Raw genomic sequence first — 24,466 nt, forward strand, 5'->3', positions numbered from 1 at the left:
CGAGTTTGATGGCAGGCTACGCGGTTCCGAAATCCGAGACTTGCTTGATGTCAGCATTGAATTCAAACCCAGCCCCTTCCGCTCGCCGCGCGATCCCGATATGACGCCGCCTTCGTTGTGACTGGAAAAGCGCCATGACCAGGATTGATGCAATTGCCCGTGCCCGTCAGACGCTGACGAGCGGTGACTTCTTGGCCGAGCTCGGCCGCCGGGTCGCCTATCGTACCGAGAGCCTCAATCCCGAGCGCAAGGACGAGCTCGCGGCGTATCTGACCAAAGAGCTGACGCCGTCCTTTGCAGCGCTCGGCTTTTCCTCCGAGATCGTGCCCTCGCCGAGCGGCAAGTCGCCGTTTCTGATCGCGACCTACCACGAGAGCGACAGCGCCCCGACGGTGCTCAGCTATGGCCACGGCGACACCGTCGACGGCATGGCTGGCGAATGGCGCGACGGCCGCGATCCCTGGGCGGTGACGCCGGCGGGCAATCGTCTCTATGGCCGCGGCACCGCCGACAACAAGGGCCAGCACAGCGTCAACATGGCGGCGCTGCGCGCGGTGCGCGAGGCGCGTGGCGGCAAGCTCGGCTTCAATGCCAAGTTCATCATCGAGATGGGCGAGGAGATCGGCTCGCCCGATCTCGCCAAGGTGGCCGATCTGCATCGCGACGCCTTGAAGGCCGACGTCTTCATCGGCTCGGACGGCCCGCGGCTGTCGACCGCGCGCCCCACCATCTTTCTCGGCTGCCGCGGCGGCATCCGGTTGCATCTCGACGTCAAGCTGCGCGAGGGCGGCAATCACTCCGGCAATTGGGGCGGCGTGCTTGCCAATCCGGCGACCATTCTGGCGAACGCGATCGCCACGCTGGTCGACGGCCACGGCCGTATCAAGCTGGAGTCGCTGAAGCCGCCGCGTCTCACCAATGCGATCCGCGCCATCCTCGCCGACGTGAAGGTGGAGCCGACCGCCGACGAGCCGGCGCTGTCGGACAATTGGGGCGAGGAGGGGTTGACGCCCGCGGAGCGGCTCTATGCCTGGAATACGCTCGAGGTGCTCGCGATCTCCTCCGGCAATATCGACAAGCCGGCGAATGCGATCCCCGGCCGCGCCCGCGCCGTGCTGCAGCTGCGTTTCGTCGTCGGCACCAAGGTCGACAGCATCGTAGCCGACGTGAAGAACCATCTCGCCGCGCATGGCTTCCCGATGATCGAAGTCAGCATGGCGCAGAGCTTCATGGCCTCGCGCGCCGACATCGACAGCCCCTGGATCAAATGGGCCGCGGAGTCCGTCAAGATGAGCACCGGCAAAGCGCCCGCCGTGCTGCCGAACTTCGGCGGCTCGCTGCCCAATGACGTGTTTGCCGACGTGCTGAAGATGCCGACCATGTGGGTGCCGCATTCCTATCCGGGCTGCTCGCAGCACGCGCCGGATGAGCACATTCTGCTGGATGTCACGGAGGAGGCGCTCGGCCTGATGGCCGGGCTGTTCTGGGATCTCGGCGAGCTGCAGAAGCCGTTGTGAGGCGAGAAGGGGGCATGAGCACACATCTCTTGGCGTTATCGGTGCTCACCTCTCGCTGCCTGAGGCGGGGTGAGCGACGCCCCGGTCGTGTTCAGCGCCTGCGGCCGCCCTTCGAGATGGCCACCTTCGGCGGGCTCCTCAGGGCGAGGACTGGTGCCTTGGCGAAGTCCGCGGTGACGTTCATGGTGAGGAACGCGGCGCCGATCAGGAAGATGGAAGGCGGGCTTGCCGCGCGCGGCGCGTCTCGAACCACGAGGCCCGTGTGCTGTGCGGTTGCATTGCCGCGTGCGGGAACTGCCCGAGTGAGACTTTCGTCTGGTCGCGGGGCTCGCGAGCCCCTCGCAGTTTACCATCCCGACGTTCGGCGCTGCCGTTTCAGCCCGAACGTCTTGTCGAAGGGGACGCGGGACAGGCAATTTGTCGCGATCGTCCGAGGACGTCCCGCCGCGGGGCGGTCTATGGTGCCCGCGCTCGTCCGGCCGGAGATCGTCCGGGGGCGGGGGCCATTTTGAGTTCGCTGTGGTTTATGCAAGCATCCGGCAATCAGCCGGATTGAGGAGATCAGTTATGAAGCAGCTTCGCCTATTCGGTCTTGCCGTCGCCGCCGCGCTCTGCGCCGGCCAGGTGCAGGCCGAGGACCTGACGGGGACCCTGAAGAACATCAAGGAGACCGGCACCATTACGCTCGGCGTCCGCGACTCCTCGATCCCGTTCTCCTATCTCGACGACAATCAGAAGCCGATCGGCTTTGCCATCGACATCTGCATGGGCATCGTCGATGCCGTGAAGAAGGAGCTCAAGCTCGACAAGCTCGATGTGAAGCTCAACCCGGTGACGTCGTCGACCCGCATCCCGCTGCTCGCCAACGGCACCATCGATCTCGAATGCGGCTCGACCACCAACAATGCCGAGCGCCAGAAGCAGATCTCCTTCACCAACACCCACTTCCTGACGGCGAGCCGCTACGTCTCGAAGAAGGCGAGCAAGATCAACTCGATCGACGATCTGAAGGGTAAATCGGTCGTGTCGACCGCCGGCACCACCAACATCAAGCAGCTGACCGAGGCCAATGCCGCGCGCAATCTCGGCATCAACATCATCCCGGCCAAGGATCATGCCGAGGCCTTCCTGATGGTGGAGACCGATCGCGCCGTCGCCTTCGTGATGGACGACATTCTTCTGGCGAGCCTCGTCGCCGGTTCCAAGGATCCGGCCGCCTATGTCGTTTCCAAGGACGCGTTCTCGAAGCCTGAGCCCTACGGCATCATGCTGCGCAAGGACGACCCGCAGTTCAAGAAGGTGGTCGATGCGGCGACCGCCAAGATCTACACCAGCGGCGAGGGCGCCAAGCTGTATGACAAATGGTTCATGCAGAAGATCCCGCCGAAGGGCCTGAACCTCAACACCCCGCTGTCGCCGGAGCTGAAGGCCGAGTTCGCCAAGCCGTCGGATTCGCCGGATCCGGATTCGTACAAGCCGTAAGGTGAGGTCGCAGCTCTCGCGCCGAATTCGATGCGCCCCCCTCCCCCTTGCGGGGAGGGGTCGGGGGTGGGGGTCTCAGGAAAGACTGCCCGTGTGGACCCCCCGACCCTCCCCCGCAAGGGGGGAGGGAGCGCAGCGAGTTTTTGGCAAAGACTGTGTAATGCGACTTGCGAGCTAATTCCCTCTCAGGATGTCCCCGTGAACTACACCTGGAACTGGCACATCTTCCTGGAGCCGAACCCGACCGGGGCCGGCACCTATTTCGACATGCTGCTGTCGGGGTTGAAGGTCACGATCGTGACCTCGCTGTCGGCCTGGGTGATCGCGCTGATCTGCGGCACGATCGTCGGCATCCTGCGCAGCTTGCCGTCCAAGCTGGCGACCTGGATCGCCTTCGCCTATGTCGAGTTCTTCCGCAACATGCCGCTTTTGGTGCAGCTGTTCCTGTGGTTCTTCGTGCTGCCGGAGCTGTTGCCGCCCACGATCGGCCTGTGGCTGAAGCAGATGCCCAATGCGCCATTCTATACGGCGGCCGTCGGCATCGGCCTGTTCATGTCGGCGCGTGTCGCCGTGCAATTGGCGGCCGGCATCGGCTCGCTACCGCGCGGCCAGAAGCTGGCGGCGACCGCGCTCGGCCTCACCACCTTGCAGGCCTACCGCTACGTGCTGCTGCCGATGGCTTTCCGCATCATCCTGCCGCCGCTGACGTCCGAATTTCTCAACACGGTCAAGAACAGCGCCGTCGCAATCACGATCGGTCTGATCGAGCTGACGGGCGCTGCGCGCGCCATGCAGGAATTCTCGTTCCAGGTGTTCGAGGCCTTCAGCGCCGCCACCTTGATGTATCTCGTCATCAACGTCATCGTCGTGATCGGCATGCGGCTCCTGGAGCGCGCAGTGGCGGTCCCTGGCTACATCACGGGCAAATGAGATGCTGGCCAATTTCGATTTCGACGTCATCCGCCGCTCGCTGAGCTATCTTTTCATCGACGGCATGACCTTCACGCTGACCTTGACGGCGCTGTCGGCGACGGGCGGTCTTGTGTTCGGCACCCTGATCGCGCTGATGCGGCTGTCCGGCTATCGGGTGATGGGCTTTATCGCCGGGCTCTATGTCGACTTCATGCGCTCGCTGCCGCTGGTTCTGGTGATCTTCTGGTTCTACTTCCTGGTGCCCTATATCGGGCAGTGGATCACCGGCTCGTCGCGGCCGATCAAGGTCGGCGCGTTCGCGTCCTCCCTGATCACCTTCATCCTGTTCGAGGCGGCGTATTTCTCCGAGATCATGCGCGCCGGCATCCAGTCGATCTCGCGCGGCCAGCCGGCCGCGGCCTCGGCGCTCGGCCTGACCTATGCGCAGACCATGCGCTACGTCGTGCTGCCGCAGGCGTTCCGCAACATGCTGCCGGTGCTGCTGACGCAGACCATCGTGCTGTTCCAGGACACGTCGCTGGTCTACGTGCTCTCGATTCCGGACTTCCTCGGCGCTGCTTCGAAAGTCGCCCAGCGCGACGGCCGTCTGGTCGAGATGTACCTGTTCGCGGCCCTGGTCTACTTCACCATCTCCTGTGTCGCGTCCTACGGCGTCCGCCGCCTGCAGTCGCGCATCTCCATCATCAGATAGTCGGCTCCCATGATCGAAATCAGCCACGTCAACAAATGGTACAGCCCGAGCTTCCAGGTGCTGAAGGACTGCACGACCTCGGTCGCCAAGGGCGAGGTGGTGGTGGTCTGCGGCCCCTCCGGCTCCGGCAAGTCGACCCTGATCAAATGTGTCAACGCGCTGGAGCCGTTCCAGGACGGCGTGATCACGATCGACGGCCTCAAGGTCAATGATTCCAAGACCAACCTGCCGAAGCTGCGCTCGCGGGTCGGCATGGTGTTCCAGCACTTCGAGCTGTTTCCGCATCTCAAGATCATCGACAATCTCTGCCTCGCCCAGCAGAAGGTGCTGGGTCGTGGCCATGAGGAAGCGACCGCGAAGGGCATGAAGCTCCTGGATCGCGTCGGTCTCAAGGAGCAGGCGCAGAAGTTTCCGGCGCAGCTCTCCGGCGGTCAGCAGCAGCGCGTGGCGATCGCACGTGCGCTCGCCATGGACCCGATCGCGATGCTGTTCGACGAGCCGACCTCGGCGCTCGATCCGGAGATGATCAGCGAGGTGCTCGACGTCATGGTCGATCTCGCCCGCGAGGGCATGACCATGATGGTCGTGACCCACGAGATGGGCTTCGCCAGGAAGGTCGCCCACCGCGTCATCTTCATGGACCGCGGCGAGATCGTCGAGGACGCCAAGAAGGAGGATTTCTTCGGCCAGCCGCGCAGCGAGCGGGCGCAGCAGTTCCTGTCGAAGATCCTGTCGCATTAGCACTTACCGTCGTTCCGGGGCGCGCGGAACGCGCGAACCCTGAATCTCGAAGTTGGAGAATATGAATTTGGACCCGATCGCTTACGTCAACGGCGCCTTCGTGCCCCTGTCCGAGGCCAAGGTCTCGGTCCTCGATCGCGGCTTCCTGTTTGCCGACGGCATCTACGAAGTGGCGGCGGTGCTCGATGGCAAGCTGGTCGACAGTGCCCCGCATCTTGCCCGCCTGGAGCGCTCGGTCGGCGAGATCGGGCTGGCGCTGCCGGAGAGCCTGGCGCGGATCGAGGAGCTGCAGAAGGAGCTGGTCGCACGCAACCGGCTCGACCAGGGCATGGTCTATCTGCAGGTGACGCGCGGCGCCGACAAGGGCCGCGACTTCCCGTTTCCCAAGGGCGACGTCAAGCCGACCTTGGTGATGTTCGTCACCGCCAAGGATATCATCAATGCGCCCTCGGCGAAGACGGGAATTGGCGTCATCACCGTGCCCGACATCCGCTGGGCGCGCCGCGACATCAAGAGCGTGGCGCTACTGGCGCAGGTGCTCGCGAAGCAGGCGGCCGCCGCGGCCGGGGCCGGCGAGGCGTGGATGGTCGAGGACGGTCATGTCACCGAGGGCGGCTCGTCCTCGGCCTTCATCCTGACCAAGGACGACGTCATCGTGACGCGGCCGAACTCGAACGCGATCCTGCCGGGCTGCACCCGCAAGGCCGTGGTGAAGCTCGCCGAGGAGCGCCAGCTCAAGGTCGAGGAGCGGCTGTTCACGGTGGAGGAGGCGCTCGCGGCGAAGGAAGCCTTCATCACCAGCGCGAGCTCGTTCGTGCAGCCGGTGGTCACGATCGACGGCAAGCCCGTCGGCGACGGCAAGCCGGGACCGGTGGCGGCGCGGCTGCGCGAGATCTATGTCGATTTTGCGCGCGCCACGGCGGTGTAGTTGGAGGAGACGATAGAGCAGGTGCAGCATCGAAACCCGTTTGAATTGTCCGGCGCTTTGCTATCGTGGCGACGAACGAAACAGAAATCAGGGAGGAGTTTCGATGCGGTATCGCTTGAGTGGGCTCGCGGCCGGACTATTGATTGCGGGCGCAGGCATGACGGGAGCGGCATTGGCCGATGACGGCTGGGTGACCCTGGTCGACTCCACGACCAAGGCCGACTTCACCGAGGTCGGCAAGGCCAATTGGGAGATGAAGGACGGCGCGCTGTCGGCCGACAAGCTCGACGGCAAGGATCCATCGTATCTGGTGACCAAGGCGAGCTACAAGGACTTCCAGATCAAGGCCGAGTTCTGGGTCGATGACGCCGCCAACAGCGGCATCTTCATCCGCTGCGACCAGTCGGCGAAGATCGACTCCAACATCTGCTACGAGGTCAACATCTTCGACAAGCGGCCCGATCCGAAATACGGCACCGGCGCGATCGTCGACGTGTCCAAGGTCGATCCGATGCCGAAGGCCGGCGGCAAGTGGAATACCTACGAGATCACCGCCAAGGGCACGCGGCTGACCGTGATCCTCAACGGCGAGAAGACCGCCGATGTCGACGACAGCAAGCACGCGGCGGGACCGATCGCCCTGCAGTACGGCTCGGGCGTCGTGAAGTTCAGGAAGGTGCAGATCAAGCCGCTGTAGCGGCCGTGCATTCCGGGCAGCGGCGCTGGCCGCGGCTGGCGCGGTAGAGGCTCTTGCAGTACCAGCGGCGCGCCATCATCTGCAGCGGATGGCGGGCCAACCGGGCCAGCGTCACCAGTTCGAGCATGGCGGGCATTGCGGACTCCTCTCCTACTTTCCAACTCTTGCGAAATGGGGCGGCACTTCGTTTGCGGAAGTGCCGCCCCAGTCGCATCAGCCATGCAGCTTCTTTGCGGTCTCGGCAATGACGCGGCCCTGATAGCGCGCACCCGCCAGCTCGTTCGCGCTCGGCTGCCGGCTGCCGTCACCGCTGGTGATGGTGGTGGCGCCATAGGGCGAGCCGCCGGTGACCTCGTCGAGCTTCATCTGGCCGGCGAAGCCGTAGTTGAGGCCGACGATGGTCATGCCGAAGTGCAGCAGGTTGGTGATGATCGAGAACAGGGTGGTTTCCTGGCCGCCGTGCTGGGTCGCGGTCGAGGTGAAGGCGCCGCCGACCTTGCCGTGGAGCGCGCCCTTAGCCCACAGGCCGCCGGCCTGATCGAGGAAGTTGGCCATCTGCGAGGCCATGCGGCCGAAGCGGGTGCCGGTGCCGACGATGATCGCGTCGTAATCGGCGAGCTCCTCGACCTTGGCGATCGGGGCTGCCTGGTCGAGCTTGTAGTAGGAGGCCTTGGCAACGTCGGCCGGCACCAGCTCGGGCACGCGCTTGACGTCCACGGTGGCGCCGGCCTCGCGGGCGCCTTCGGCCACCGCGTTGGCCATCGCTTCGATGTGGCCGTAGGCGGAGTAGTAGAGAACGAGAACCTTGGTCATGGCAGTCTCCGTGGGGACGAGGATGATCGGGAAGAGCGTCCCGGCCGGATGCCCGGCCGGGATCGCGTGAGACGGTTAGGCGGCGTCGACGAGCACCAGCTCGGAATCTTCGAGCGCGGTGATCTTCAGCGTGGCCTCGTCGCGGATGGCGGCGCCGTCGCGGGCGTTGACTCGGACGCCGTTGACTTCGACGCTGCCGGCCGCGGGCACCAGATAGATGTGCCGGGAATTGTCGGCGCTGTACTCGGCGGTCTCGCCTGCCTTCAGCGTGGTGCCGAGTACGCGCGCCTTGGCGCGGATCGGCAACGCGTCGCCGTCATCTGCGAAGCCGCTCGCCAGCGTGACCAGCTTGCCGGAGCGGTCGGACTTCGGGAACGGCTTGGCGCCCCAGGTCGGCTGGCCGCCATCGGTGGCAGGCTCGATCCAGATCTGGAAGATCCGTGTCGTGGTCGGCTCCAGATTGTACTCGGAGTGGCGGATGCCGCTGCCCGCGCTCATCACCTGGACGTCGCCGGCCTCGGTGCGGCCCTTGTTGCCGAGGCTGTCCTGATGCGTGATCGCGCCTTCGCGGACATAGGTGATGATCTCCATGTTCCGGTGCGGATGTGCAGGGAAGCCGGTGTTCGGCGCGATCTCGTCGTCGTTCCAGACCCGCAGGGCGCCGTGGCCCATGTTGCTGGGGTCGTAATAGTTCGCGAACGAGAAATGGTGCTTGGCCTTCAGCCAGCCGTGGTCGGCGCCGCCCAGCGCCGCAAAGGGCTTCAATTCGATCATGGGTTTGCTCCATTGTTGCACGTCGGCCGCGAGCCGCCGTGCCGTTGGGCACTGGAATAGGCTGACGATCCGAGTATAGAAATAGAAACTATTGAAACCCATTGTTTCCAAAAGTGAGATTGCCGCCAATGGCGCGACTTCCGGATTTCGAGGCGATGGCGATCTTCGCCAAGGTCGTCGAGCTGCGCTCCTTCGCCGGCGCGGCGCAGGAGCTGAGCCTGTCCAAGGCGTCAGTGTCGAAGGCCGTGAGCCGGCTGGAAGAACGCCTGGGCACGCGGCTGTTCAACCGCACCTCGCGCCGTCTGGCGCTGACCGATGCCGGGCAGCGGCTGTCAGAGAGGGCCGCGCAACTGCTCGCGGATGGCGAGGCGGCGGAGACCGAGGCGTTGGCGCAATCGCTGACGCCGCGCGGGCTGGTGCGCTTCGCGGTGCCGATGACCTTCGGTGTGAAGAAGATCGCACCGCTGCTGCCGGTCTTTCTCGAACAATATCCGGAAGTGTCGATCGATCTGCACATGAGCGATGCGACCGTCGATCTCATCGGCGAGGGGTTCGATCTCGCGCTGCGCATCGCGCGGCTGCCGGACTCATCACTGGTGGCGCGCCGCCTCTGCGCGATGCCGCGCTACACGGTGGCGGCGCCGTCCTATCTGAAGCGGCACGGACGGCCGACGCATCCGATGCATCTTGCCGAGCACAAATGCTTCGGCTACGCCTATCTCTCCACCGCCGGCGTCTGGCACTACACCAATGCAGCCGGCGAGCAGGCAAGCGTGCGCCCCGCCGGACAGCTGCGCGTCAACAATGGCGAGGCGGTGCTGCCGGCGGTGCTCGCCGGCCTCGGCATCGCCGACCTGCCGGACTTCATCGTTGGCGACGCGATCGCCTCGGGCGAGGTCGAGGTGATCCTGAAGGGCTGGAGCCAGCCCGAAGGGGCGATGCATCTGGTGATGCCGCCCGGCGGCCCGCGCCCCGCCCGGGTCGAGGTGCTGGCGGAGTTCCTGGTCAAGGAGCTGGCGAAAGGGAAGCGCAAGTGACGTTCGGGGGAGTGGTTTCCATGTGGAAGCAGCTGCCGAGCGCCGTTGCAAGGTGCGCCGTCGCTCTCGGAATCATTGGGTTTTTGCTACCGCTCGGATTGGGGGTGTTTCCGGACAATTGGCTGAATGCGATCGAGCTTCCAAACGCGCTTGGCTCGGCCCGGGTTGCAGCTCCAAATGGACGTGTGTTCGTTGCGAGCGAGCCGTTGGGGAGAGTGCAGCGCTATGGTCCCCAGGGCTTCGAGCGAGGTTTTTACGTCGGTTCGCAAGGCGGCGCCTTCGATATCGGTGTCAGTGACGCGGGAGATGTGCTGATCTGCTCCGTGCGTGCACGTGCGTTGATCACCTACACACAAGACGGCGTCGAGACCGCCCGGCGTGGACCCTGCACCTTCAACGACGCAAATGGTGGACTCATGCCCGCGTCCCGGAGCTATGAGCGCAACGCTCGAGTGCCGGAAATCGCTTTCGGATGGTTCGGACTGCTGGCGGTGCCGCTCTGGCATCCGTTCGTTGCATGGTTCATGGCGCTCATGGGGGCGCTATTTTTGAAGTCGGGCACCGCTCGCTCGCAAGACAGTGAGCTTTCGTCAGTCGCCAAATGAGCGCACGACGCGATGAAGCTGCCGCGCCTGGTATCATTTCGGTGCGACGACTAAGTCGCGACCTCGCAAACGTCGACCCATTCGGCCGATGTCAGCTCGGCCATGCGGTCCGGCGTGATCTTGACGGCGCTATGGGTCGAGCCTGCCGCCGGCACGACGATGTCGAAGGCTTTCAGCGAGACGTCGCAATAGACCGGCAGCGGCGATTTCAGCCCGAACGGACAGACGCCGCCGACCTCGTGACCGGTGATGTCGGCGACCTCGTCGAGGCCGAGCATCTTCGGCTTGCCGCCGAACTGCGCCTTGACCTTCTTGTTGTCCATCCTTGCGTGGCCCGCGGCGACGATCAGGATGACGCGCTCGCCGACGCGCAGCGACAGCGTCTTGGCGATGCGGGCCGGCTCGACACCATAGGCTTCCGCCGCGAGCGCCACGGTGGCGGAACTCTGGCTGGAGACGAGGACGTCGATGTCGGGGGCTTTTTCGGTGAAGAAGGCGCGGACGGAATCAAGGCTCATGTTTGGCGACGATCTCGGGCAGTTCGGATAGCGCAGCAATACGATAGTCCGGTGCCAAACCCAACTCGTCCATCTGGGTGCGCAGCGCCTTGAACAGGGTGAGCGGCGCGACGAGGTCGGTCTGGCTGCAGGCAGCCGCCATGGCGTCCGGGGTGACGCGCTCGATCCAGGCGACGTTCAATCCGAACGCCTTGGCGCCGCAGACGTCCCAGGGGTTGGAGGACACGAACAGCACCTCGTCGGGCGCAAACCCGAGCGTCTCCTCGATCAGCGCGTACGCCTGGGGACTCGGCTTGAAGATCTTCCGGGCATCCACGCTGATGACCGCATCGAGCGGAGCATCGAAGCCGCTGGCCTTGACCAGGCTGTCGAGCATCGCAGGGCTGCCGTTGGAGAGGATCGCGAGCCGATGATCCTTCATCGCGGCGAGCGCAGCCCTCGCATCGGGGTAGGGATCGAGATCGAGATATTTGGCGATGATGCGGTCCAGCGTCGCCGCATCGGCCTGCAGCCCGAGAACGCGCAGCGTGTAGATCAGCGAGTCGCGGGTGACGGCGGTGAAGTCCTCGTAGCGCTGCATCAGCGAGCGCAGCCAGGTGTATTCGAGCTGCTTGATGCGCCAGATCTGCGTGATGATGTCGCCATGGCCGGGAAAGGCCTGCTCGGTCACGGCCGCTACCGACTGGATGTCGTACAGCGTGCCATAGGCATCGAAGACCACGGCTTTGAAGGGCACGGCGCTCACCTGATCGAAAGCAGACAGGCGCTAAGGCTGATGGCCACCGCGCCTGCGGATGATAGCATGATGCCCGTGACTTGCGCGGGGCGGCAAGGACAGGACCGACGACGTCAGATCCCGAGCAGCTTGCGGGCGTTGGCCTTCAACACCTTCGGCCGGATCTCGTCGCGGATGTCGAGCTTGGCGAAATCGGCGAGCCAGCGGTCCGGCGTGATGACCGGCCAGTCCGAGCCGAACAGCATCTTGTCCTGCAGGATCGAGTTGATGTAGCGCACCAGGATCGGCGGGAAGTACTTTGGCGACCAGCCCGAGAGGTCGATGTAGACGTTCGGCTTGTGGGTCGCCACCGACAGCGCCTCCTCCTGCCAGGGGAAGGAGGGATGGGCGAGGATGATCTTGAGGTCGGGGAAGTCGGCCGCGACGTCGTCCATGTACATCGGGTTGGAGTATTTCAGCCGCATCCCCATGCCGCCCGGCATGCCCGAGCCGACGCCGGTCTGGCCGGTGTGAAACAGTGCGATCGCGCCGCCGTCGTTGATCGCCTCATACAGCGGATAGGCCAGCCGGTCATTGGCGTAGAAGCCCTGCATCGTAGGGTGGAACTTGAAGCCGCGGACGCCATACTCCTCGATCAGCTTGCGCGCCTCGCGCACGCCGAGCTTGCCCTTGTGCGGATCGATGCTGACGAAGGGGATGAGGACGTCGAGATGGTCGGAAGCGACCTCGAGCATCTCGTAGTTGTTGTAGCGCCGAAAGCCGGTCTCGCGCTCGGCGTCGACCGGGAAGATCACCGCGGCGATGTTCTTGGAGCGATAATAGGCGGCCGTCTCCGGCACCGTCGGCGGATGCTTGTGCGGCGACTTGAAGTAGTCGGCCATCTGGGCCTGGAAATCGTCGTAGCCGTCATCCGCATGCATGCCGCAGGGCTCCTCGGCATGGGTATGGATGTCGATGGCGACGACATCGTCGATCTTGGGCAGAGCGAGCTTGGGCATGGGCGTTCCCGGCGGTTGGTTCTTGGCTTTGGAAAATTGATTATATGATATAACAAATTTGGCAATCGCCAAGTTGGATCGAGGGGCGCGTCGCCGGCCGGTTCTGTTGAAGCCGGGGCCCGCCATGATTGACATCCGGCGGGCTGGTGGTTAGAAACCGGCCAATCCGGGCGACTTGGTCGCTTGCGGAACTCCCTTTGTATTTGCCACTTCCGGCCTGTCCAACACGGCCTTTCAACGTATCAGGATGTCCCATGAAGGTCCGTAACTCGCTGAAGTCGCTGCGTGGCCGCCATCGCGCCAACCGTCTGGTCCGCCGCAAGGGCCGCGTCTATGTGATCAACAAGGTCCAGCGCCGCTTCAAGGCGCGCCAGGGCTGATCCCGTAGATCTCCCCTCGAGAAGAGGGGCCTCCTCACAGGTCTTTGAGGCGCGTGCTGCTTTGCAGGACGTGCCGACTGCGTTTAGACTTGGGGCATGGCCAAGCGATCCTTGCGGGCGATTCTTCTCGCCGTTGTCGTCATTTCGGTACCGCATCTTGCCTTTGCGCAGGGGGAGCCGCGGGCCGGCGTCAAGCCAAAGCCGCCCGAGGCTCCGGCCAAGCTGCCGAAGATCGGCGCCGACAAGACCAAGGGCCTCGATTTCCTGTTCGGTGCCCTGAAGGCGGCGCCCGACGAGATCAGCGCCAAGCATGTCGAGGCGCGGATTTGGGCGATCTGGCTGCAGACCCCAAGCGATACCGTCGCCCTGCTGATGTCGCGCTCCAAAGCGGCGATGGACGCGAAGCAGAACGAGGTGGCGCTCAAGCTGCTGGACTCGGTGATTAAGCTTCGTCCGGACTATGTCGAGGCCTGGAACCGTCGCGCGACCATCTATTACCTCCAGAACGATTACGGCCGCTCGCTTGCCGACATCCAGCAGGTCCTGCTGCGTGAGCCGCGCCACTTCGGCGCGCTCGCAGGTCTCGGCATGATCATGCAGGATCTGGGCGAGGAGAAGCGGGCGCTGGACGCGTTCCGCAAGGCGCTCGAGGTCAATCCGCATCTCGACAAGGTGCCGGAGCTGGTGAAGACCCTCACCGAGAAGGTCGAGGGGCGCGACATCTAGCCGTAACGGCCGATTAACCACGTCTGGGCGGCCGTCCTTGTCGGACCGGCCGCGCGAACCTAGCTGCCTCTCAACGATGGAGCTCGGCAGGAGAGACGCGATGCGGCGGGCGGTGCTGACGGCAGCGCTGGTGATGACGACGATGTCGGCCGCCTGGGCCGAGGATCCGGATCTGTTCTGGGTGGTCGGCAACCGCGCCACCAATCGCTGCGAGATCGTGACCAGCAACCCGGTCGTCACGATCATGGGCGACATCTGGTTCGCGTCCGGCCCCTTCAAATCGAAGGATGACGCCAAGCTCGCGAGATCCACGATCAACGCGTGCCCGAACAAGGACATGACGCAGGAGGACTGATCGGCTCGCCCGCGAGCGGGCTGGCGGCTCAGTGGAACGCGGTGCTGCGGCGGTCCGGCAGGCCGTACTGGGCGGCCGCGGCATAGAGTTGTGCGATCTCGGCCTCGAGATGCTCGTTGACCAGCAGCAGCGCCTTCAGCGCGCCGCGAAGGTCGCCGTTGCAGCTCGCGACGATCTCGTCGATGGCTGCCTCGCTTGAACGAAAGCTCATCGGTAACCCCCTCCCAAAACACCAAACTAAACACAGGGCCGGTCATCGTGCTTCGACTGCGCAATGACCCGACCGCAAGTAATTCACGGCCATCGGCTGATTGCGAGGAAATGTCCTGACCATGGTTATAAAATGGCCGACGACGCCATCATGACAGGATTCGCGGGCGAAATGACGGGAGACGGCGGCCGCAGCCGCAACCTGCTGCGATCTGACCCGTATCTGTCCAGGTGACAGGCAGAAAATCATCAATGATTTCAATACTCGTAGTGGGGGCCCTGGGGCTGCTGGCGCTGCTGACCCAGGCCGGCGTCGTGCTGATGGAAAGACGCTATCCGGCCCAGGGAGAGGCGGTCGAGGTCGGTGGGGCGACCATCAATCTTGTGGATATCGGGCCGCGTGACGGGGAGCGGCCGCCGCTTCTGCTTGTCCACGGCGCCAGTTCGAACCTCGAGGCGATGCGCAGGCCGCTCGGCGACCTGCTCGCCCGGCGGCATCGGGTGCTCCTGGTCGACCGTCCCGGCCACGGCTGGAGCCCGCGCGATCGCGCCGAGGATTCGACGCCGGCCGTCCAGGCCCGCATGCTGGACGAGGCGCTGGCCCGGCTCGGCATCGGCCCGGTGATCCTGGTGGTCCATTCCTGGAGCGGTGCGCTCGGCCTGCGCATGGCGCTCGACTTCCCTGACCGGGTCGCGGGCCTCGTCATGCTGGCGCCGGTCGCCTATCCCTGGCGGGGCGGGGTCGGGCAGTACAATGCGGCCGTCACGACGCCGGTGGTCGGGCCCTTGCTGGCGCATACGATCACGCTGCCGCTCGGCCTGGCGCTGATGGCGCCTGGTGCTCGCGGCGTGTTCGCGCCGCAGGAGATGCCGGACGATTTCGTCGACCGGACCGCGACGCCGCTGTTGCTGCGGCCGCGCGAGTTCCTGGCCAATGCGCGCGACCTCGTCACCCTGAAGCAGGCGGTGATCGAGCAGGCGCCGCGCTATGGCGAGATCAAGGTGCCGGTCACGATCCTGGCCGGCGATGCCGACAGGACGGTCTATACCGAGATCCATTCCCGGCCGCTCGCGCGGGTCTTGCCCCAGGCGCGCCTGATCGTGGTGCCCGACCTCGGGCACATGGTCCAGAATGTGGTGCCGGAGCTCGTGGTGGGCGAGGTCGATCGGATGGTCAGCGCGCTCACGGCCGTCGAAGCGGCGCCCTGATGATGGAAAGGCCCCGGCGTCTGCCGGGGCCTCCAGGTCTCGAGCGGAGGGCCGCGGCCGGCCGCTTACTGCTTCTGCTTGCCGTCCTTGTCGAACGACGCGACATAGGCCCAGAGATTGTTGATCTCGGTCTCGTTCTTGATGCCCGCGAAGGTCATCTTGGTGCCGGGGATCTTGGCCTTCGGGTCCTTGATGTATTCCTTGAAGACCGCCTCGTTCCAGGTGATGCCCGAGTTCTTGTTGGCTTCCGAATAGTTGTAGTCCGGCGCGCTGCCCGACTTGCGTCCATCGAGGCCGTTGAGTTCCGGACCGACCTTGTTCTTCGCGCCTTCGCCGATCGCGTGGCAGGGCAGGCACTTGTTGAAGGACGTCTTGCCGGCGGCCGCATCCTGCGCCAGCGCGGCAGACGCCAGCGACGACGAGGCGAGGATGACGAGCGCGCTCAAAGTCATTTTCTTCATGGATCAGGCTCTGTGGGTTACGAGACGAGTTTGCGCGCAGGTTGTGGCATGGCCTCAAGCGACGCACAAGCGGGGAAGCGCTGAGGCAAATCAGCATAATGGCTGAGTTTGTTGCTCTGCCGCAAACTCCGATGCTGATCCGCTGCCTATCCAAACCGTTTCCGTTGTGATTGATATGCCAGGGCAAATCGAGGGCCGGAGGAACGCGATGGCGATCATGATGCCGGAAGCTGATCGGGCGGTGCTGGCGCGCCGCGACGAGATCGTTGCTGCACTGCGCGCAATCGTGCCGGGCGAAGGCGTCATCGACAGCGCCGCCGAGATGCTCCCTTACGAGTCCGATGGGTTGATGGCCTACCGCCAGCCGCCGATGGTCGTGGTGCTGCCGGAGACCACCGCGCAGGTGTCGAAGGTCCTGAGATACTGCCACGAGCAGGGCATCAAGGTGGTTCCGCGGGGCTCGGGGACGTCGCTGTCCGGCGGCGCCTTGCCGCTGGCCGATGGCGTGCTGTTGGGGCTCGGCAAGTTCAAGCGCATTCGCGATATCGACTTCGACAACCGCGTCGTCGTCACCGAACCCGGCGTGACCAATCTCGCCATCAGCCAGGCGGTTGCGCATGCCGGCTTCTACTACGCACCCGATCCGTCCTCGCAGATCGCCTGCTCGATCGGCGGCAATGTCGCGGAGAATTCCGGCGGCGTGCACTGCCTGAAATACGGCATGACCACCAACAACGTGCTCGGCTGCGAGATCGTGCTGATGACCGGCGAGGTGCTGCGCATCGGCGGCAAATGCGCCGAGAACGCCGGCTACGACCTGATGGGGCTGATCACCGGCTCCGAGGGCCTGCTCGGCGTGGTCACCGAGGTGACGGTGCGCATCCTGCAGAAGCCGGAGACGGCGCGCGCGCTGATGGTCGGGTTCGCCGAGGTCGAGGCCGCCGGCGAATGCGTCGCCCGCATCATCGGCGCCGGCATCATTCCCGGCGGCATGGAGATGATGGACAAGCCCGCCATCCACGCCGCCGAAGCCTTCGTTCATGCCGGCTACCCGCTCGACGTCGAGGCGCTCCTGATCATCGAGCTCGACGGCCCCGGCGTCGAGGTCGACGAACTGATCGGCCGCGTCGAAACGATTGCAAACGCCTGCGGCTCGACCACCTGCCGGATCTCGACCTCCGAGGCCGAACGCAATTTGTTCTGGGCCGGCCGCAAGGCGGCGTTTCCCGCGGTCGGCCGGATCTCGCCGGACTATCTTTGCATGGACGGCACCATCCCGCGCGGCGCGCTGCCGAAGGCGCTCGCGCGCATCCGCGAGCTGTCGGAAAAATACCAGCTCGGCTGCGCCAACGTGTTCCATGCCGGCGACGGCAACCTTCATCCGCTGATCCTGTACGACGCCAACAAGCCGGGCGAGATGGAGCGGGCGGAGGCGTTCGGCGCCGACATCCTGCGCTGCTGCGTCGAGCTCGGCGGCGTGCTGACCGGCGAGCACGGGGTGGGCATCGAGAAGCGCGACCTGATGCCGGAGATGTTTTCCGAGATCGACCTCAACCAGCAGCAGCGGGTGAAGTGCGCCTTCGATAGCCAGGGCCTGCTCAATCCCGGCAAGGTCTTCCCGACGCTGCACCGCTGTGCGGAGCTCGGGCGGATGCACGTCCATGGCGGCAAGCTGGCGTTTCCCGATCTGCCGAGATTCTGACGGGCGCGCGGGAGAGCAGGGCGGCATCGTTTGGTGTCTGCTCGATCTCACGTCCCGCAAATGCTGGAGACCCTCATGGTGAGGAGGCGCGATAGCGCCGTCTCCAACCATGAGGCCACCGTACGGGCCTCGCCCTTCGAGACGCCCGCCTGCGGCGGGCTCCTCAGGGTGAGGAGCGGAAGTCGTGCCCAGAACACGTACCGTGTAGATCGATCCAGCACTCTCGCTCTCTCCATGACCACGCTGCTGACGGTCCATGTGCCGCGCCGCTCTCGGAGCTGAACCCTCATGGTGAGGAGGCGCGCAGCGCCGTCTCGAACCATGAGGCCCGTCCAGCCATGCCGACGGCGTGAGGTCCATATCCCAGACAATATCGGACATGACTTCGCATCCCCGCGGCGCATGACGCCCGGATCGTGCGATCGACACCGCCCTTCGAAACAAACGAGAGGGCGCAGGGAATGCCGGGTGAAGGCCTCACCCATGGCCCGCCTGCTAAAAAAATGCAGGCGGCAGGTACCACAGGTTCAGCCGATCAACCGGCATTCCCCGCGCGCTGGTCTTAACGCTTATACGTGCTCTCCCCGGGGACCGGCTTGGTTGCCCCCGTCGCCCGCATGCCCGTGACCGAGCATCGCAAGGCTTGGTCTCAGCACCGGGAGACCAGGACCACACGATTTCACGTCCGCGTCGATGTCGTTCGTCGGCATGATCGAAATCACGCTGCGACCCGACACGGCCACCGCATCCCACCTCGCATATCGTGACGACCGCGCGTACGCCCCTCTCGGTGAGGCGGGATGGGCGGAGAATGGCATGATTTTCTGAAAAACGGAAGATGGAATTTTCGTCGACTGGAGGATGTGGGGCGTTCCGCCTTGAAAGTGCTCACGAAATAAGTTCTTCCGCGCAGAGCGACGATGGTCCTCGCCGAGACTAGAGGTCATAGGATCTTGATCTGAACACTAGCGGAATACCTCGCCTAGAGACACATCTGTTACAGGGATAGCTTGCCTCTATCCTACATTGGCCTAAGGCGAGGTAAGGTATCAGAGTGGCGCGCCGTCCTTCCGGCGACCTCATGCGCAAGGTTTGGCTGATAGCCGAAGCGCCCCCCATTCAACGGTTGCCCGCCTTAGGATAATATGTGTGTCTTGGGAGACCGATTCTAATGGAAGGTTTTTACTTAGCTCTCGGCGCAACCATCTTGTTGCCATTCCTGCAATGGGCTTTCCCGACGATACCTAAGTTAGTCGCCTATGCTGGGGTAGCAGGTGCCATCGTGCTTTTGCTGAGCGAATTCTTGGACCCTTCAATGAAACCACCTTTTAGTGCTGCAATCCTGTTTCTAATCGGCGCCTTGTGTATTGGCGGGTCCGGCCATTTGTATCTGCAATCTTTGAAGAAGTCCGTCAGAGAAAAGCCGACAGAAACTGCAGCGCGCCCCCCAGGGTATAACAACCCTGATCGTTCTGCCGAGAAGGTCATCGGAGGCATTCCGGCAAAGCCTATCGAGCCTGCGGAAAGCACTCCAGCGGTTGCCCCTGAGGCTCCCGCGAGTTCAATCCAGCCTCCGATAAGACCGCGCGGCCCTGTTCTGGAAGCAACCAACGATTCAAAAATAAACGCCGCTGGGGCAGTCATTCCAAATGACCTACCTTTTCAGCTCGGTAAGGCTGATGGCGGTTCGGTGATTGATATGCCTGGCGTCGTCGTGACGCGGAAAGACGACGGCACAATCGCTATCAACACCGGAAGTGGTAGCGGTGAAAGATACTTTCAGCCGCCAACTGGCGAGTTCGCCGATATGTCAGTCGGAGACCTAAAAGCGCGAATGCGTGCAACAGTGCACGATCTCAATGATTTCCAAGCGAATTTCGAAAAGGACTTTTATGATCCCGAACGCAAATATCCTTCTAAGGAAAAAGCGCGAGAGGTTAGGAATAAATATTCCGCCGAATACCGAGAGAAATTTTCGAAGCTAGCGCTATCACTCGCTGAAGCGGCACTGTTTCGTATTGGAAGGCGTGTAGACGGCAGCGAGTTGTCACGGCAAGCCAATGACGGCGGAAGGATAATCCTGAACGAGAGATTCGTTGGCCCCGCGCCAGCGACAGAAGCCGCAGCTTTCTTGGCCAGTTTAGAATCAAGGCTGCCGGATTGATGCGCGCCCCAGCAAGAACGATTACCGTGACCGTGCATGAAGTCCCAGGAGCGCCGTGACGGTGCACTCAATTTGTGAGCGTCCCGGAGCGCGCGTTGCCTGATTGTCGAGTGCCCGAACATGTGTAGTGCACTTTCGCCGTCTCCCAACCAACCTGATAACTAGAGATGAATGATCTCAACATCGTGCCACTTGTCTTTCAGGTACTCTGCGACGAGCCGTCTGTGGCAGTGATGCGGTTTATCTTCGCTACAAAGCAAGCAGCCGCCGTCAAGCGCATCTTTGTCTAGATTCTCGATTTTGCGCTGGGCCATCAAGCTTAGGAACTTCTCTGCATAAATCTGCCATGCCCCTTTGGATTTCTTGTATTCATCCAAAATATCTTGGGTGGGGGCAAGAGCAGGGAAGTGCTCGTAGTCGATGTGGCAAATTGATTTTGCGAAAAACTTCAAATCATCTTTCTTCGCGAAACCCGCGAGCTGAGAGACGTTGTTCAGTCGCACGTCTACAAGCTTACGAACGTTGGCACGCGATAGCCGCGCGAAGAATCCTTCGGCGGTCGTCTTCGTGAATCCGATCGTAAATAGTTTCATTCCGCATGCCTTGTCGAAATCTATTCCTCGTCACTCATCGTAGGTTGTTCTTCACGGTAAGCAATTTCCTTGCCGCGCTTCTCGTAAGCGTCGTTGATGACAGCGGAGCGATCGCGGAACATATCTGCATTAGGGATTCGCATCATACGAATGAGTCGCCCGATCGCTTCTTCATGTTTTTCAAGTTGACCGCTATAGAGAATGTGCACTACCTGCATGCCGTTTTCGGCAAGCTCGCGCGAAACGAGTATTGTCCGGTGGCAGTCAAGCGGTTCTTTTTCGGCGCACATAAGCGCAATCCGATAATCAGTGCTGCCTTCTCTAACTCGCTCAATGCCTGCTTTGAAAAGGTCGGTCTTGGCCAAGAGGTCGTATTGAACTTGACCATTGCAGTAGCAGCTTTGGTCTTCTGAGCGTGCACCGAGTTCTCGGCCCAGAAAAACGTATTTGATATTCGCCTCGCGAAGTCTCTTTTTCAGATTCTCACGATTGAACTGTGGGTTCATTCGGCTGTACGGTTTCGAACGTACGTCAGCGATGGCGGTTATGCCATGCCTTTGGAGAAGATCGATAAATCGATCCACCGGCTGCGTTGAATGGCCAATGGTGAATACAGTGCCAGTCATTGCCGACGTTCCGCGACGTTTTCTGGGGTTATTACTGCGGCGACTAACTTGGTTGCGTTGCCATTGAGAATTTCAGGCAAGCTCAAGCAAAGGCGCGAAGATGAGACATCGTACCTGCCATCCGGCAGCGCAAAGTATTTCAGCTCGATCCAGGGATCAGTGACGACGAAGTTATAATGGGTGCCGTTATATCTGAACGCAGCGCGGACACGGCGCTCATAACCGCCCATGAATTTGGATTCTTGTCCGACGACAAGCGTCAGCGATTGCGGCTCAATAAGCATGAGAGAGTTGGTCAAAGTGTGCGCTATAGCTTCAGGAACTTTGTCATTTGTGCCGTGGTAACTGCTTTCTCCATCATGCCATAGAGGGCCGTTCGCGGTCTCTGTTGCTGCGGTAACATGAGACCATTGCGTGTCTTGCAACTTCTCCCATTGCACGGGGGCGATGACGTGGTTTTCCGTCTGATGATAAAGCGGCTGCGCTTGCGAAAAAGTCACCTCTATCACGTCGAGAAGCTGCGCACCGCTTCCATCTGCGTAGCGGAGCTCTGCATCCGAAATTTCGTGAGTGTTCCGAGTGCTCACCGGCCTGATCCATCCGGTGTAGCTGTCCTTCGTGAAGGTGCGCCCCGCCACGCAATGCCCGCCCGGTTTGCGGGAGTTGGCAAGGCAGAGAAATGACTTTTTATAGTTGAGCTGCGACGACATGCTCGTAAAGATAGTACATCTTTGGCGTTATGGGGAGAGGCGAGCCTATCCCAAGCAATGGCTACATTTTCCCGCCTAGTGGGGCGGTAGCCGTCCAACGCGTCACCGCGTACTGGCGATCCAACCCGCTGACACCGGAGCCTGGTACGTGGGTCCAAAAACCTCACGGGCGTGCCGACCATCCTGGGATTTCGGTGACGCTGCACTTAATTATGGTAGCTCGCGGAGCGGTTGCCTTACCGCATTGTCCGATTTCTCGGCCATATCAAATGCTGTCACTCTTGTTCCGGGCAAGGCCGCAGGCCTTGAACTACGGTGCGCAATTGCACACCGTGGTTCAATCACCCAACCCGCAGCCGGTTAGCGTCTTCGCATTGACGATTGCCCCGGAATGACGGTGAAAGCGCGTCCGCTTCGCTCTCGCGGAACCTTGACGACGCTGCACGCGCGCCGCCCATCATCTGATAGAATAACGACATGGTGGCGGCCGCGCGATGTTCGCGGCTGCGGTCCGATCATTCGTACAGCGGGGTGAACCATGACAAAGCCGTTTCCGTCAAAAACCCATATCGGCAACCATGCGCTGCATCCGGAAACGCTGATGCTGAACTACGGCTACGATCCGCAGCTGTCGGAAGGCGCGGTCAAGCCGCCGGTGTTCCTCACTTCGACCTTCGTGTTCAAGAGCGCGGAGGATGGACAGGATTTCTTCGATTTCGTCTCGGGCCGCCGCGAGCCGCCTGAGGGCGGCGCGGGTCTGGTCTATTCGCGGTTCAACCACCCCAACAGCGAGATCGTCGAGGACCGGCTCGCCATCTACGAACGCACCGACAAATGCGCGCTGTTCTCGTCCGGCATGTCGGCGATCGCGACCACGATCCTCGCCTTCGTGCGCCCGGGCGACGTGATCCTGCACTCGCAGCCGCTCTATGGCGGCACCGAGACGCTGTTCAGCAGGACGCTGGCTGGCCTGTCCATCGGCGCGGTCGGTTTCGCCGACGGCGTTGACGAAGCCGTGGTCGACGCGGCGGCGCAGGATGCGATGCGCAAGGGGCGGGTCGCGATGATCTTCATCGAAACCCCGGCCAATCCCACCAACGGCCTGGTCGACATCGCGATGGTGCGCCGTGTCGCCGACATAATCGGCAGGGCGCAGGGACATACGCCGCTGGTCGCCTGCGACAACACGCTGCTCGGCCCGGTGTTTCAGCGGCCGATCGAGCACGGCGCGGACATCTCGCTCTACTCGCTGACCAAATATATCGGCGGTCATTCCGACCTGATCGGCGGCGCCGCGCTCGGCGCCAAGTCCATCATGAAGGACGTGAAGGCGTTGCGCGGCGCCATCGGGACCCAGCTCGACCCGCACTCCTGCTGGATGCTGAGCCGCTCGCTCGAGACCTTGAGCATCCGGATGGAGAAAGCCGATGCCAACGCGCTCATCGTCGCGGACTATCTGCGGGACCACCCCAAGGCGGCCAAGGTTCATTACCTCGGCCATCTCGACCAGGCCTCGGCCGCAGGCCGCGTCTTCCGGCGCCAGTGCACCGGCGCCGGCTCGACCTTCTCGTTCGACATCGAAGGCGGTCAGGCAGCCGCCTTCAAATTCCTCAACGCGCTGCAGATCTTCAAGCTGGCCGTCAGCCTGGGCGGCACGGAGTCGCTCGCAAGCCTGCCCGCCAGCATGACCCATTCCGGCGTGCCGGCTGCTGTCAGGCAGAAGATCGGCATCCTGGATTCGACGATCCGATTGTCGATCGGCATCGAGCATCCCACCGACCTGATCGCCGACATTGCCCAGGCCTTGAACGCGGCCGCGCCCTCTCCGGCGTGACTGCGCTCCGCACCAGCGATTACAGAAAAGTCGTGAGGTGATACCCAGAACGGCCGCTCCAAGGCAGCGCCGCCACGCCGAAGGTGAGACCCGCGGGGGGAGCATGACCGTATTGGGATTGGCGAGAGCTCACCCCATCCACGAGGGCCGGTTTCAGGAAAGCGGCGTTTCAATCAGGCCGTACTGCATCCGCTCGCGCCGGGCCAGCAGCGGCAGGGCCTGGCCCGCGATATAGGTCTTGAAGTGGTCGCTCTCCTGATGGGCCTTGAACGCGGCTTCGTCGCGGAACAGCTCGTAGAACAGGAACTGCGCTGGGTTGTCCTTGGCGCGGGAGATCAGGGGGTACGATGGCGCTGCACCTAGTTAGCTCAACAAGCCATCTACCGCCGCCCGCTGCCGGAGGCCGGGACGTTGATCGTGCAGGGCCGATAAAGCGCTTGGAGCTCCTTGCCGCGAAGGAAGATCGGATGTGCGGTCAGGCCGCCATGGCGCGTGATCCATCGTTTGATCGGCGCCGGGTAGAGGTCAAATAGCATCCGCGTTGCTTCCGGGTTCGGGACAGTGCGAAAAAAGGGGCCCAGATCGTCAGTTTCCCTGAACGTGAACACGGCTCTCGGGGTGACGCAGATCCTGTCGCGTGGAAGGGTCCCCAGCACGATCGTGCAGGCGCCCCCGCAGAGTCCGTCGATGATGACGTGCTCGCCGGAGTCTCGCAGGAGTTTGAATTTGTCGACATAAGTCCCGATCCGTCCGCCCGGGTCGTCGGCAATGCGCACCGTCGCCCGGCCCGCGCCCATGCCGGCCAGGACGAGCGCGGCGACCAGTATCCCCATCACAAGCTTCATCTGCATCCCGTCCAGTCGCATCACATCCGATCACTTGCGTGATCCGCATCGTCGCACCGTTCATCGTCGTCGCGGTTTTGTCCAGAGAGGCCGTGCGGCATGGACGGTGTCGGCCCGGCTCGTGCCCGGGAGGGACGCAAGACAAGCCCGGGATCCCGTGGGAATTGCGGTGACAGTGCAT

At 63.0% G+C, this 24,466-nt stretch carries 29 protein-coding genes; 16 read left to right on the forward strand and 13 right to left on the reverse strand.

What is annotated here, in order from left to right; all coding sequences use genetic code 11:
• The first annotated feature begins 134 nt into the window (after positions 1 to 134).
• From QX124_RS02080 to QX124_RS02110, 7 genes are all read left to right on the forward strand, one after another.
• Entirely contained in the window at positions 135 to 1,517 is a 1,383-nt protein-coding gene (locus tag QX124_RS02080) for a M20 family metallopeptidase (RefSeq protein WP_315796013.1), read from the forward strand.
• A 567-nt stretch (positions 1,518 to 2,084) separates the two neighbouring features.
• Entirely contained in the window at positions 2,085 to 2,999 is a 915-nt protein-coding gene (locus QX124_RS02085) for an amino acid ABC transporter substrate-binding protein (protein WP_315796014.1), read from the forward strand.
• Positions 3,000 to 3,197: 198 nt separating this feature from the next.
• Complete coding sequence (locus tag QX124_RS02090; RefSeq protein ID WP_315754611.1) at positions 3,198 to 3,929, forward strand: amino acid ABC transporter permease; 732 nt, start codon at positions 3,198 to 3,200, stop codon at positions 3,927 to 3,929.
• Position 3,930: 1 nt separating this feature from the next.
• Positions 3,931 to 4,623 (forward strand): amino acid ABC transporter permease, encoded by a 693-nt coding sequence (locus QX124_RS02095; RefSeq protein ID WP_315736525.1) that lies wholly within the window; start codon positions 3,931 to 3,933, stop codon positions 4,621 to 4,623.
• A 9-nt stretch (positions 4,624 to 4,632) separates the two neighbouring features.
• Positions 4,633 to 5,364 carry an amino acid ABC transporter ATP-binding protein gene (locus QX124_RS02100; protein WP_315736526.1) on the forward strand — a complete coding sequence of 244 codons (732 nt, stop codon included), beginning with the start codon at positions 4,633 to 4,635 and terminating at the stop codon, positions 5,362 to 5,364.
• Between the two features lie 67 nt (positions 5,365 to 5,431).
• Positions 5,432 to 6,292 (forward strand): D-amino-acid transaminase, encoded by an 861-nt coding sequence (locus QX124_RS02105; RefSeq protein WP_315736527.1) that lies wholly within the window; start codon positions 5,432 to 5,434, stop codon positions 6,290 to 6,292.
• A 103-nt stretch (positions 6,293 to 6,395) separates the two neighbouring features.
• Positions 6,396 to 6,989 (forward strand): DUF1080 domain-containing protein, encoded by a 594-nt coding sequence (locus tag QX124_RS02110; RefSeq protein ID WP_315796018.1) that lies wholly within the window; start codon positions 6,396 to 6,398, stop codon positions 6,987 to 6,989.
• Here the strand turns inward: QX124_RS02110 and QX124_RS02115 are convergent.
• The 3 genes from QX124_RS02115 to QX124_RS02125 all read right to left on the reverse strand — a co-directional run bounded on the left by QX124_RS02115 (position 6,976) and on the right by QX124_RS02125 (position 8,576).
• Complete coding sequence (locus QX124_RS02115; protein WP_315736529.1) at positions 6,976 to 7,125, reverse strand: hypothetical protein; 150 nt, start codon at positions 7,123 to 7,125, stop codon at positions 6,976 to 6,978. The genes QX124_RS02110 and QX124_RS02115 overlap by 14 nt on opposite strands.
• A 77-nt stretch (positions 7,126 to 7,202) precedes the next feature.
• A complete protein-coding gene (gene wrbA / locus QX124_RS02120; protein WP_315796020.1) occupies positions 7,203 to 7,802 on the reverse strand; it encodes an NAD(P)H:quinone oxidoreductase in 600 nt (199 codons plus the stop codon).
• Between the two features lie 75 nt (positions 7,803 to 7,877).
• Positions 7,878 to 8,576 (reverse strand): pirin family protein, encoded by a 699-nt coding sequence (locus tag QX124_RS02125; RefSeq protein WP_315796021.1) that lies wholly within the window; start codon positions 8,574 to 8,576, stop codon positions 7,878 to 7,880.
• 128 nt (positions 8,577 to 8,704) lie between these two features.
• On the opposite strand from QX124_RS02125, the gene QX124_RS02130 reads away from it, so the two are divergent.
• Both QX124_RS02130 and QX124_RS02135 read left to right on the forward strand, forming a co-directional pair.
• Positions 8,705 to 9,613 (forward strand): LysR family transcriptional regulator, encoded by a 909-nt coding sequence (locus QX124_RS02130; protein ID WP_315754622.1) that lies wholly within the window; start codon positions 8,705 to 8,707, stop codon positions 9,611 to 9,613.
• Positions 9,614 to 9,633: 20 nt separating this feature from the next.
• Positions 9,634 to 10,218: a hypothetical protein gene (locus QX124_RS02135; RefSeq protein WP_315796022.1), complete on the forward strand. Its 585-nt coding sequence runs from the start codon at positions 9,634 to 9,636 to the stop codon at positions 10,216 to 10,218.
• A 50-nt stretch (positions 10,219 to 10,268) separates the two neighbouring features.
• Here QX124_RS02135 and QX124_RS02140 read toward each other — a convergent pair whose 3' ends face one another.
• The 3 genes from QX124_RS02140 to QX124_RS02150 form a co-directional block, all read right to left on the reverse strand.
• Positions 10,269 to 10,736, reverse strand: a complete 468-nt coding sequence (locus QX124_RS02140; RefSeq protein ID WP_315736534.1) for a YbaK/EbsC family protein — start codon at positions 10,734 to 10,736, stop codon at positions 10,269 to 10,271.
• Positions 10,726 to 11,472 carry a haloacid dehalogenase type II gene (locus QX124_RS02145; RefSeq protein ID WP_315736535.1) on the reverse strand — a complete coding sequence of 249 codons (747 nt, stop codon included), beginning with the start codon at positions 11,470 to 11,472 and terminating at the stop codon, positions 10,726 to 10,728. Before QX124_RS02145 ends, QX124_RS02140 begins: the two co-directional genes overlap by 11 nt.
• Positions 11,473 to 11,585: 113 nt before the next feature.
• A complete protein-coding gene (locus QX124_RS02150) occupies positions 11,586 to 12,470 on the reverse strand; it encodes an amidohydrolase family protein (protein WP_315736536.1) in 885 nt (294 codons plus the stop codon).
• Between the two features lie 254 nt (positions 12,471 to 12,724).
• Between QX124_RS02150 and ykgO the strand changes: the two genes are divergently transcribed.
• From ykgO to QX124_RS02165, 3 genes are all read left to right on the forward strand, one after another.
• Positions 12,725 to 12,850: a type B 50S ribosomal protein L36 gene (gene ykgO / locus QX124_RS02155; protein ID WP_006611362.1), complete on the forward strand. Its 126-nt coding sequence runs from the start codon at positions 12,725 to 12,727 to the stop codon at positions 12,848 to 12,850.
• A gap of 96 nt (positions 12,851 to 12,946) precedes the next feature.
• Positions 12,947 to 13,576 (forward strand): tetratricopeptide repeat protein, encoded by a 630-nt coding sequence (locus QX124_RS02160; RefSeq protein WP_315736537.1) that lies wholly within the window; start codon positions 12,947 to 12,949, stop codon positions 13,574 to 13,576.
• A gap of 100 nt (positions 13,577 to 13,676) precedes the next feature.
• Positions 13,677 to 13,931, forward strand: a complete 255-nt coding sequence (locus tag QX124_RS02165) for a hypothetical protein (RefSeq protein WP_315736538.1) — start codon at positions 13,677 to 13,679, stop codon at positions 13,929 to 13,931.
• A 28-nt stretch (positions 13,932 to 13,959) separates the two neighbouring features.
• On the opposite strand, the gene QX124_RS02170 is transcribed toward QX124_RS02165, so the two are convergent.
• Positions 13,960 to 14,142, reverse strand: a complete 183-nt coding sequence (locus QX124_RS02170) for a hypothetical protein (protein ID WP_231319498.1) — start codon at positions 14,140 to 14,142, stop codon at positions 13,960 to 13,962.
• Between the two features lie 251 nt (positions 14,143 to 14,393).
• Here QX124_RS02170 and QX124_RS02175 point away from each other — a divergent pair, with 251 nt between their 5' ends.
• Entirely contained in the window at positions 14,394 to 15,350 is a 957-nt protein-coding gene (locus QX124_RS02175; protein WP_315796026.1) for an alpha/beta hydrolase, read from the forward strand.
• Between the two features lie 65 nt (positions 15,351 to 15,415).
• Here the strand turns inward: QX124_RS02175 and cycA are convergent, their stop codons facing one another.
• A complete protein-coding gene (cycA, locus tag QX124_RS02180; RefSeq protein WP_315736540.1) occupies positions 15,416 to 15,811 on the reverse strand; it encodes a cytochrome c-550 CycA in 396 nt (131 codons plus the stop codon).
• A gap of 208 nt (positions 15,812 to 16,019) precedes the next feature.
• Here cycA and QX124_RS02185 point away from each other — a divergent pair, with 208 nt between their 5' ends.
• Both QX124_RS02185 and QX124_RS02190 read left to right on the forward strand, forming a co-directional pair.
• Entirely contained in the window at positions 16,020 to 17,513 is a 1,494-nt protein-coding gene (locus tag QX124_RS02185; protein ID WP_315796029.1) for an FAD-linked oxidase C-terminal domain-containing protein, read from the forward strand.
• A 1,171-nt stretch (positions 17,514 to 18,684) separates the two neighbouring features.
• The gene (locus QX124_RS02190; protein WP_315796031.1) at positions 18,685 to 19,677 is read left to right on the forward strand and encodes a hypothetical protein; all 993 of its coding nucleotides are present in this window, start codon (positions 18,685 to 18,687) and stop codon (positions 19,675 to 19,677) included.
• 161 nt (positions 19,678 to 19,838) lie between these two features.
• Here the strand turns inward: QX124_RS02190 and QX124_RS02195 are convergent, their stop codons facing one another.
• The 3 genes from QX124_RS02195 to QX124_RS02205 are packed head-to-tail and all read right to left on the reverse strand — an operon-like array spanning position 19,839 to position 21,606.
• Entirely contained in the window at positions 19,839 to 20,270 is a 432-nt protein-coding gene (locus tag QX124_RS02195; protein WP_315796033.1) for a DUF488 domain-containing protein, read from the reverse strand.
• Positions 20,271 to 20,290: 20 nt separating this feature from the next.
• Positions 20,291 to 20,896: a DUF488 domain-containing protein gene (locus QX124_RS02200; protein ID WP_315796034.1), complete on the reverse strand. Its 606-nt coding sequence runs from the start codon at positions 20,894 to 20,896 to the stop codon at positions 20,291 to 20,293.
• Positions 20,893 to 21,606, reverse strand: coding sequence for a dual OB domain-containing protein (locus QX124_RS02205; protein WP_315796036.1), 714 nt, complete (start codon positions 21,604 to 21,606; stop codon positions 20,893 to 20,895). The genes QX124_RS02200 and QX124_RS02205 overlap by 4 nt, the downstream gene beginning before the upstream one ends.
• A 538-nt stretch (positions 21,607 to 22,144) precedes the next feature.
• Between QX124_RS02205 and QX124_RS02210 the strand changes: the two genes are divergently transcribed.
• The gene (locus tag QX124_RS02210) at positions 22,145 to 23,440 is read left to right on the forward strand and encodes a cystathionine gamma-synthase family protein (RefSeq protein WP_315796038.1); all 1,296 of its coding nucleotides are present in this window, start codon (positions 22,145 to 22,147) and stop codon (positions 23,438 to 23,440) included.
• Between the two features lie 153 nt (positions 23,441 to 23,593).
• Here QX124_RS02210 and QX124_RS02215 read toward each other — a convergent pair whose 3' ends face one another.
• Both QX124_RS02215 and QX124_RS02220 read right to left on the reverse strand, forming a co-directional pair.
• Entirely contained in the window at positions 23,594 to 23,779 is a 186-nt protein-coding gene (locus QX124_RS02215; protein WP_315796608.1) for a putative quinol monooxygenase, read from the reverse strand.
• Between the two features lie 41 nt (positions 23,780 to 23,820).
• Positions 23,821 to 24,291: a hypothetical protein gene (locus QX124_RS02220; protein WP_315796041.1), complete on the reverse strand. Its 471-nt coding sequence runs from the start codon at positions 24,289 to 24,291 to the stop codon at positions 23,821 to 23,823.
• Positions 24,292 to 24,466: the final 175 nt, after the last annotated feature.

The sequence above is a fragment of the Bradyrhizobium sp. SZCCHNRI3043 genome, from assembly GCF_032377735.1.
Lineage (GTDB): Bacteria > Pseudomonadota > Alphaproteobacteria > Rhizobiales > Xanthobacteraceae > Bradyrhizobium.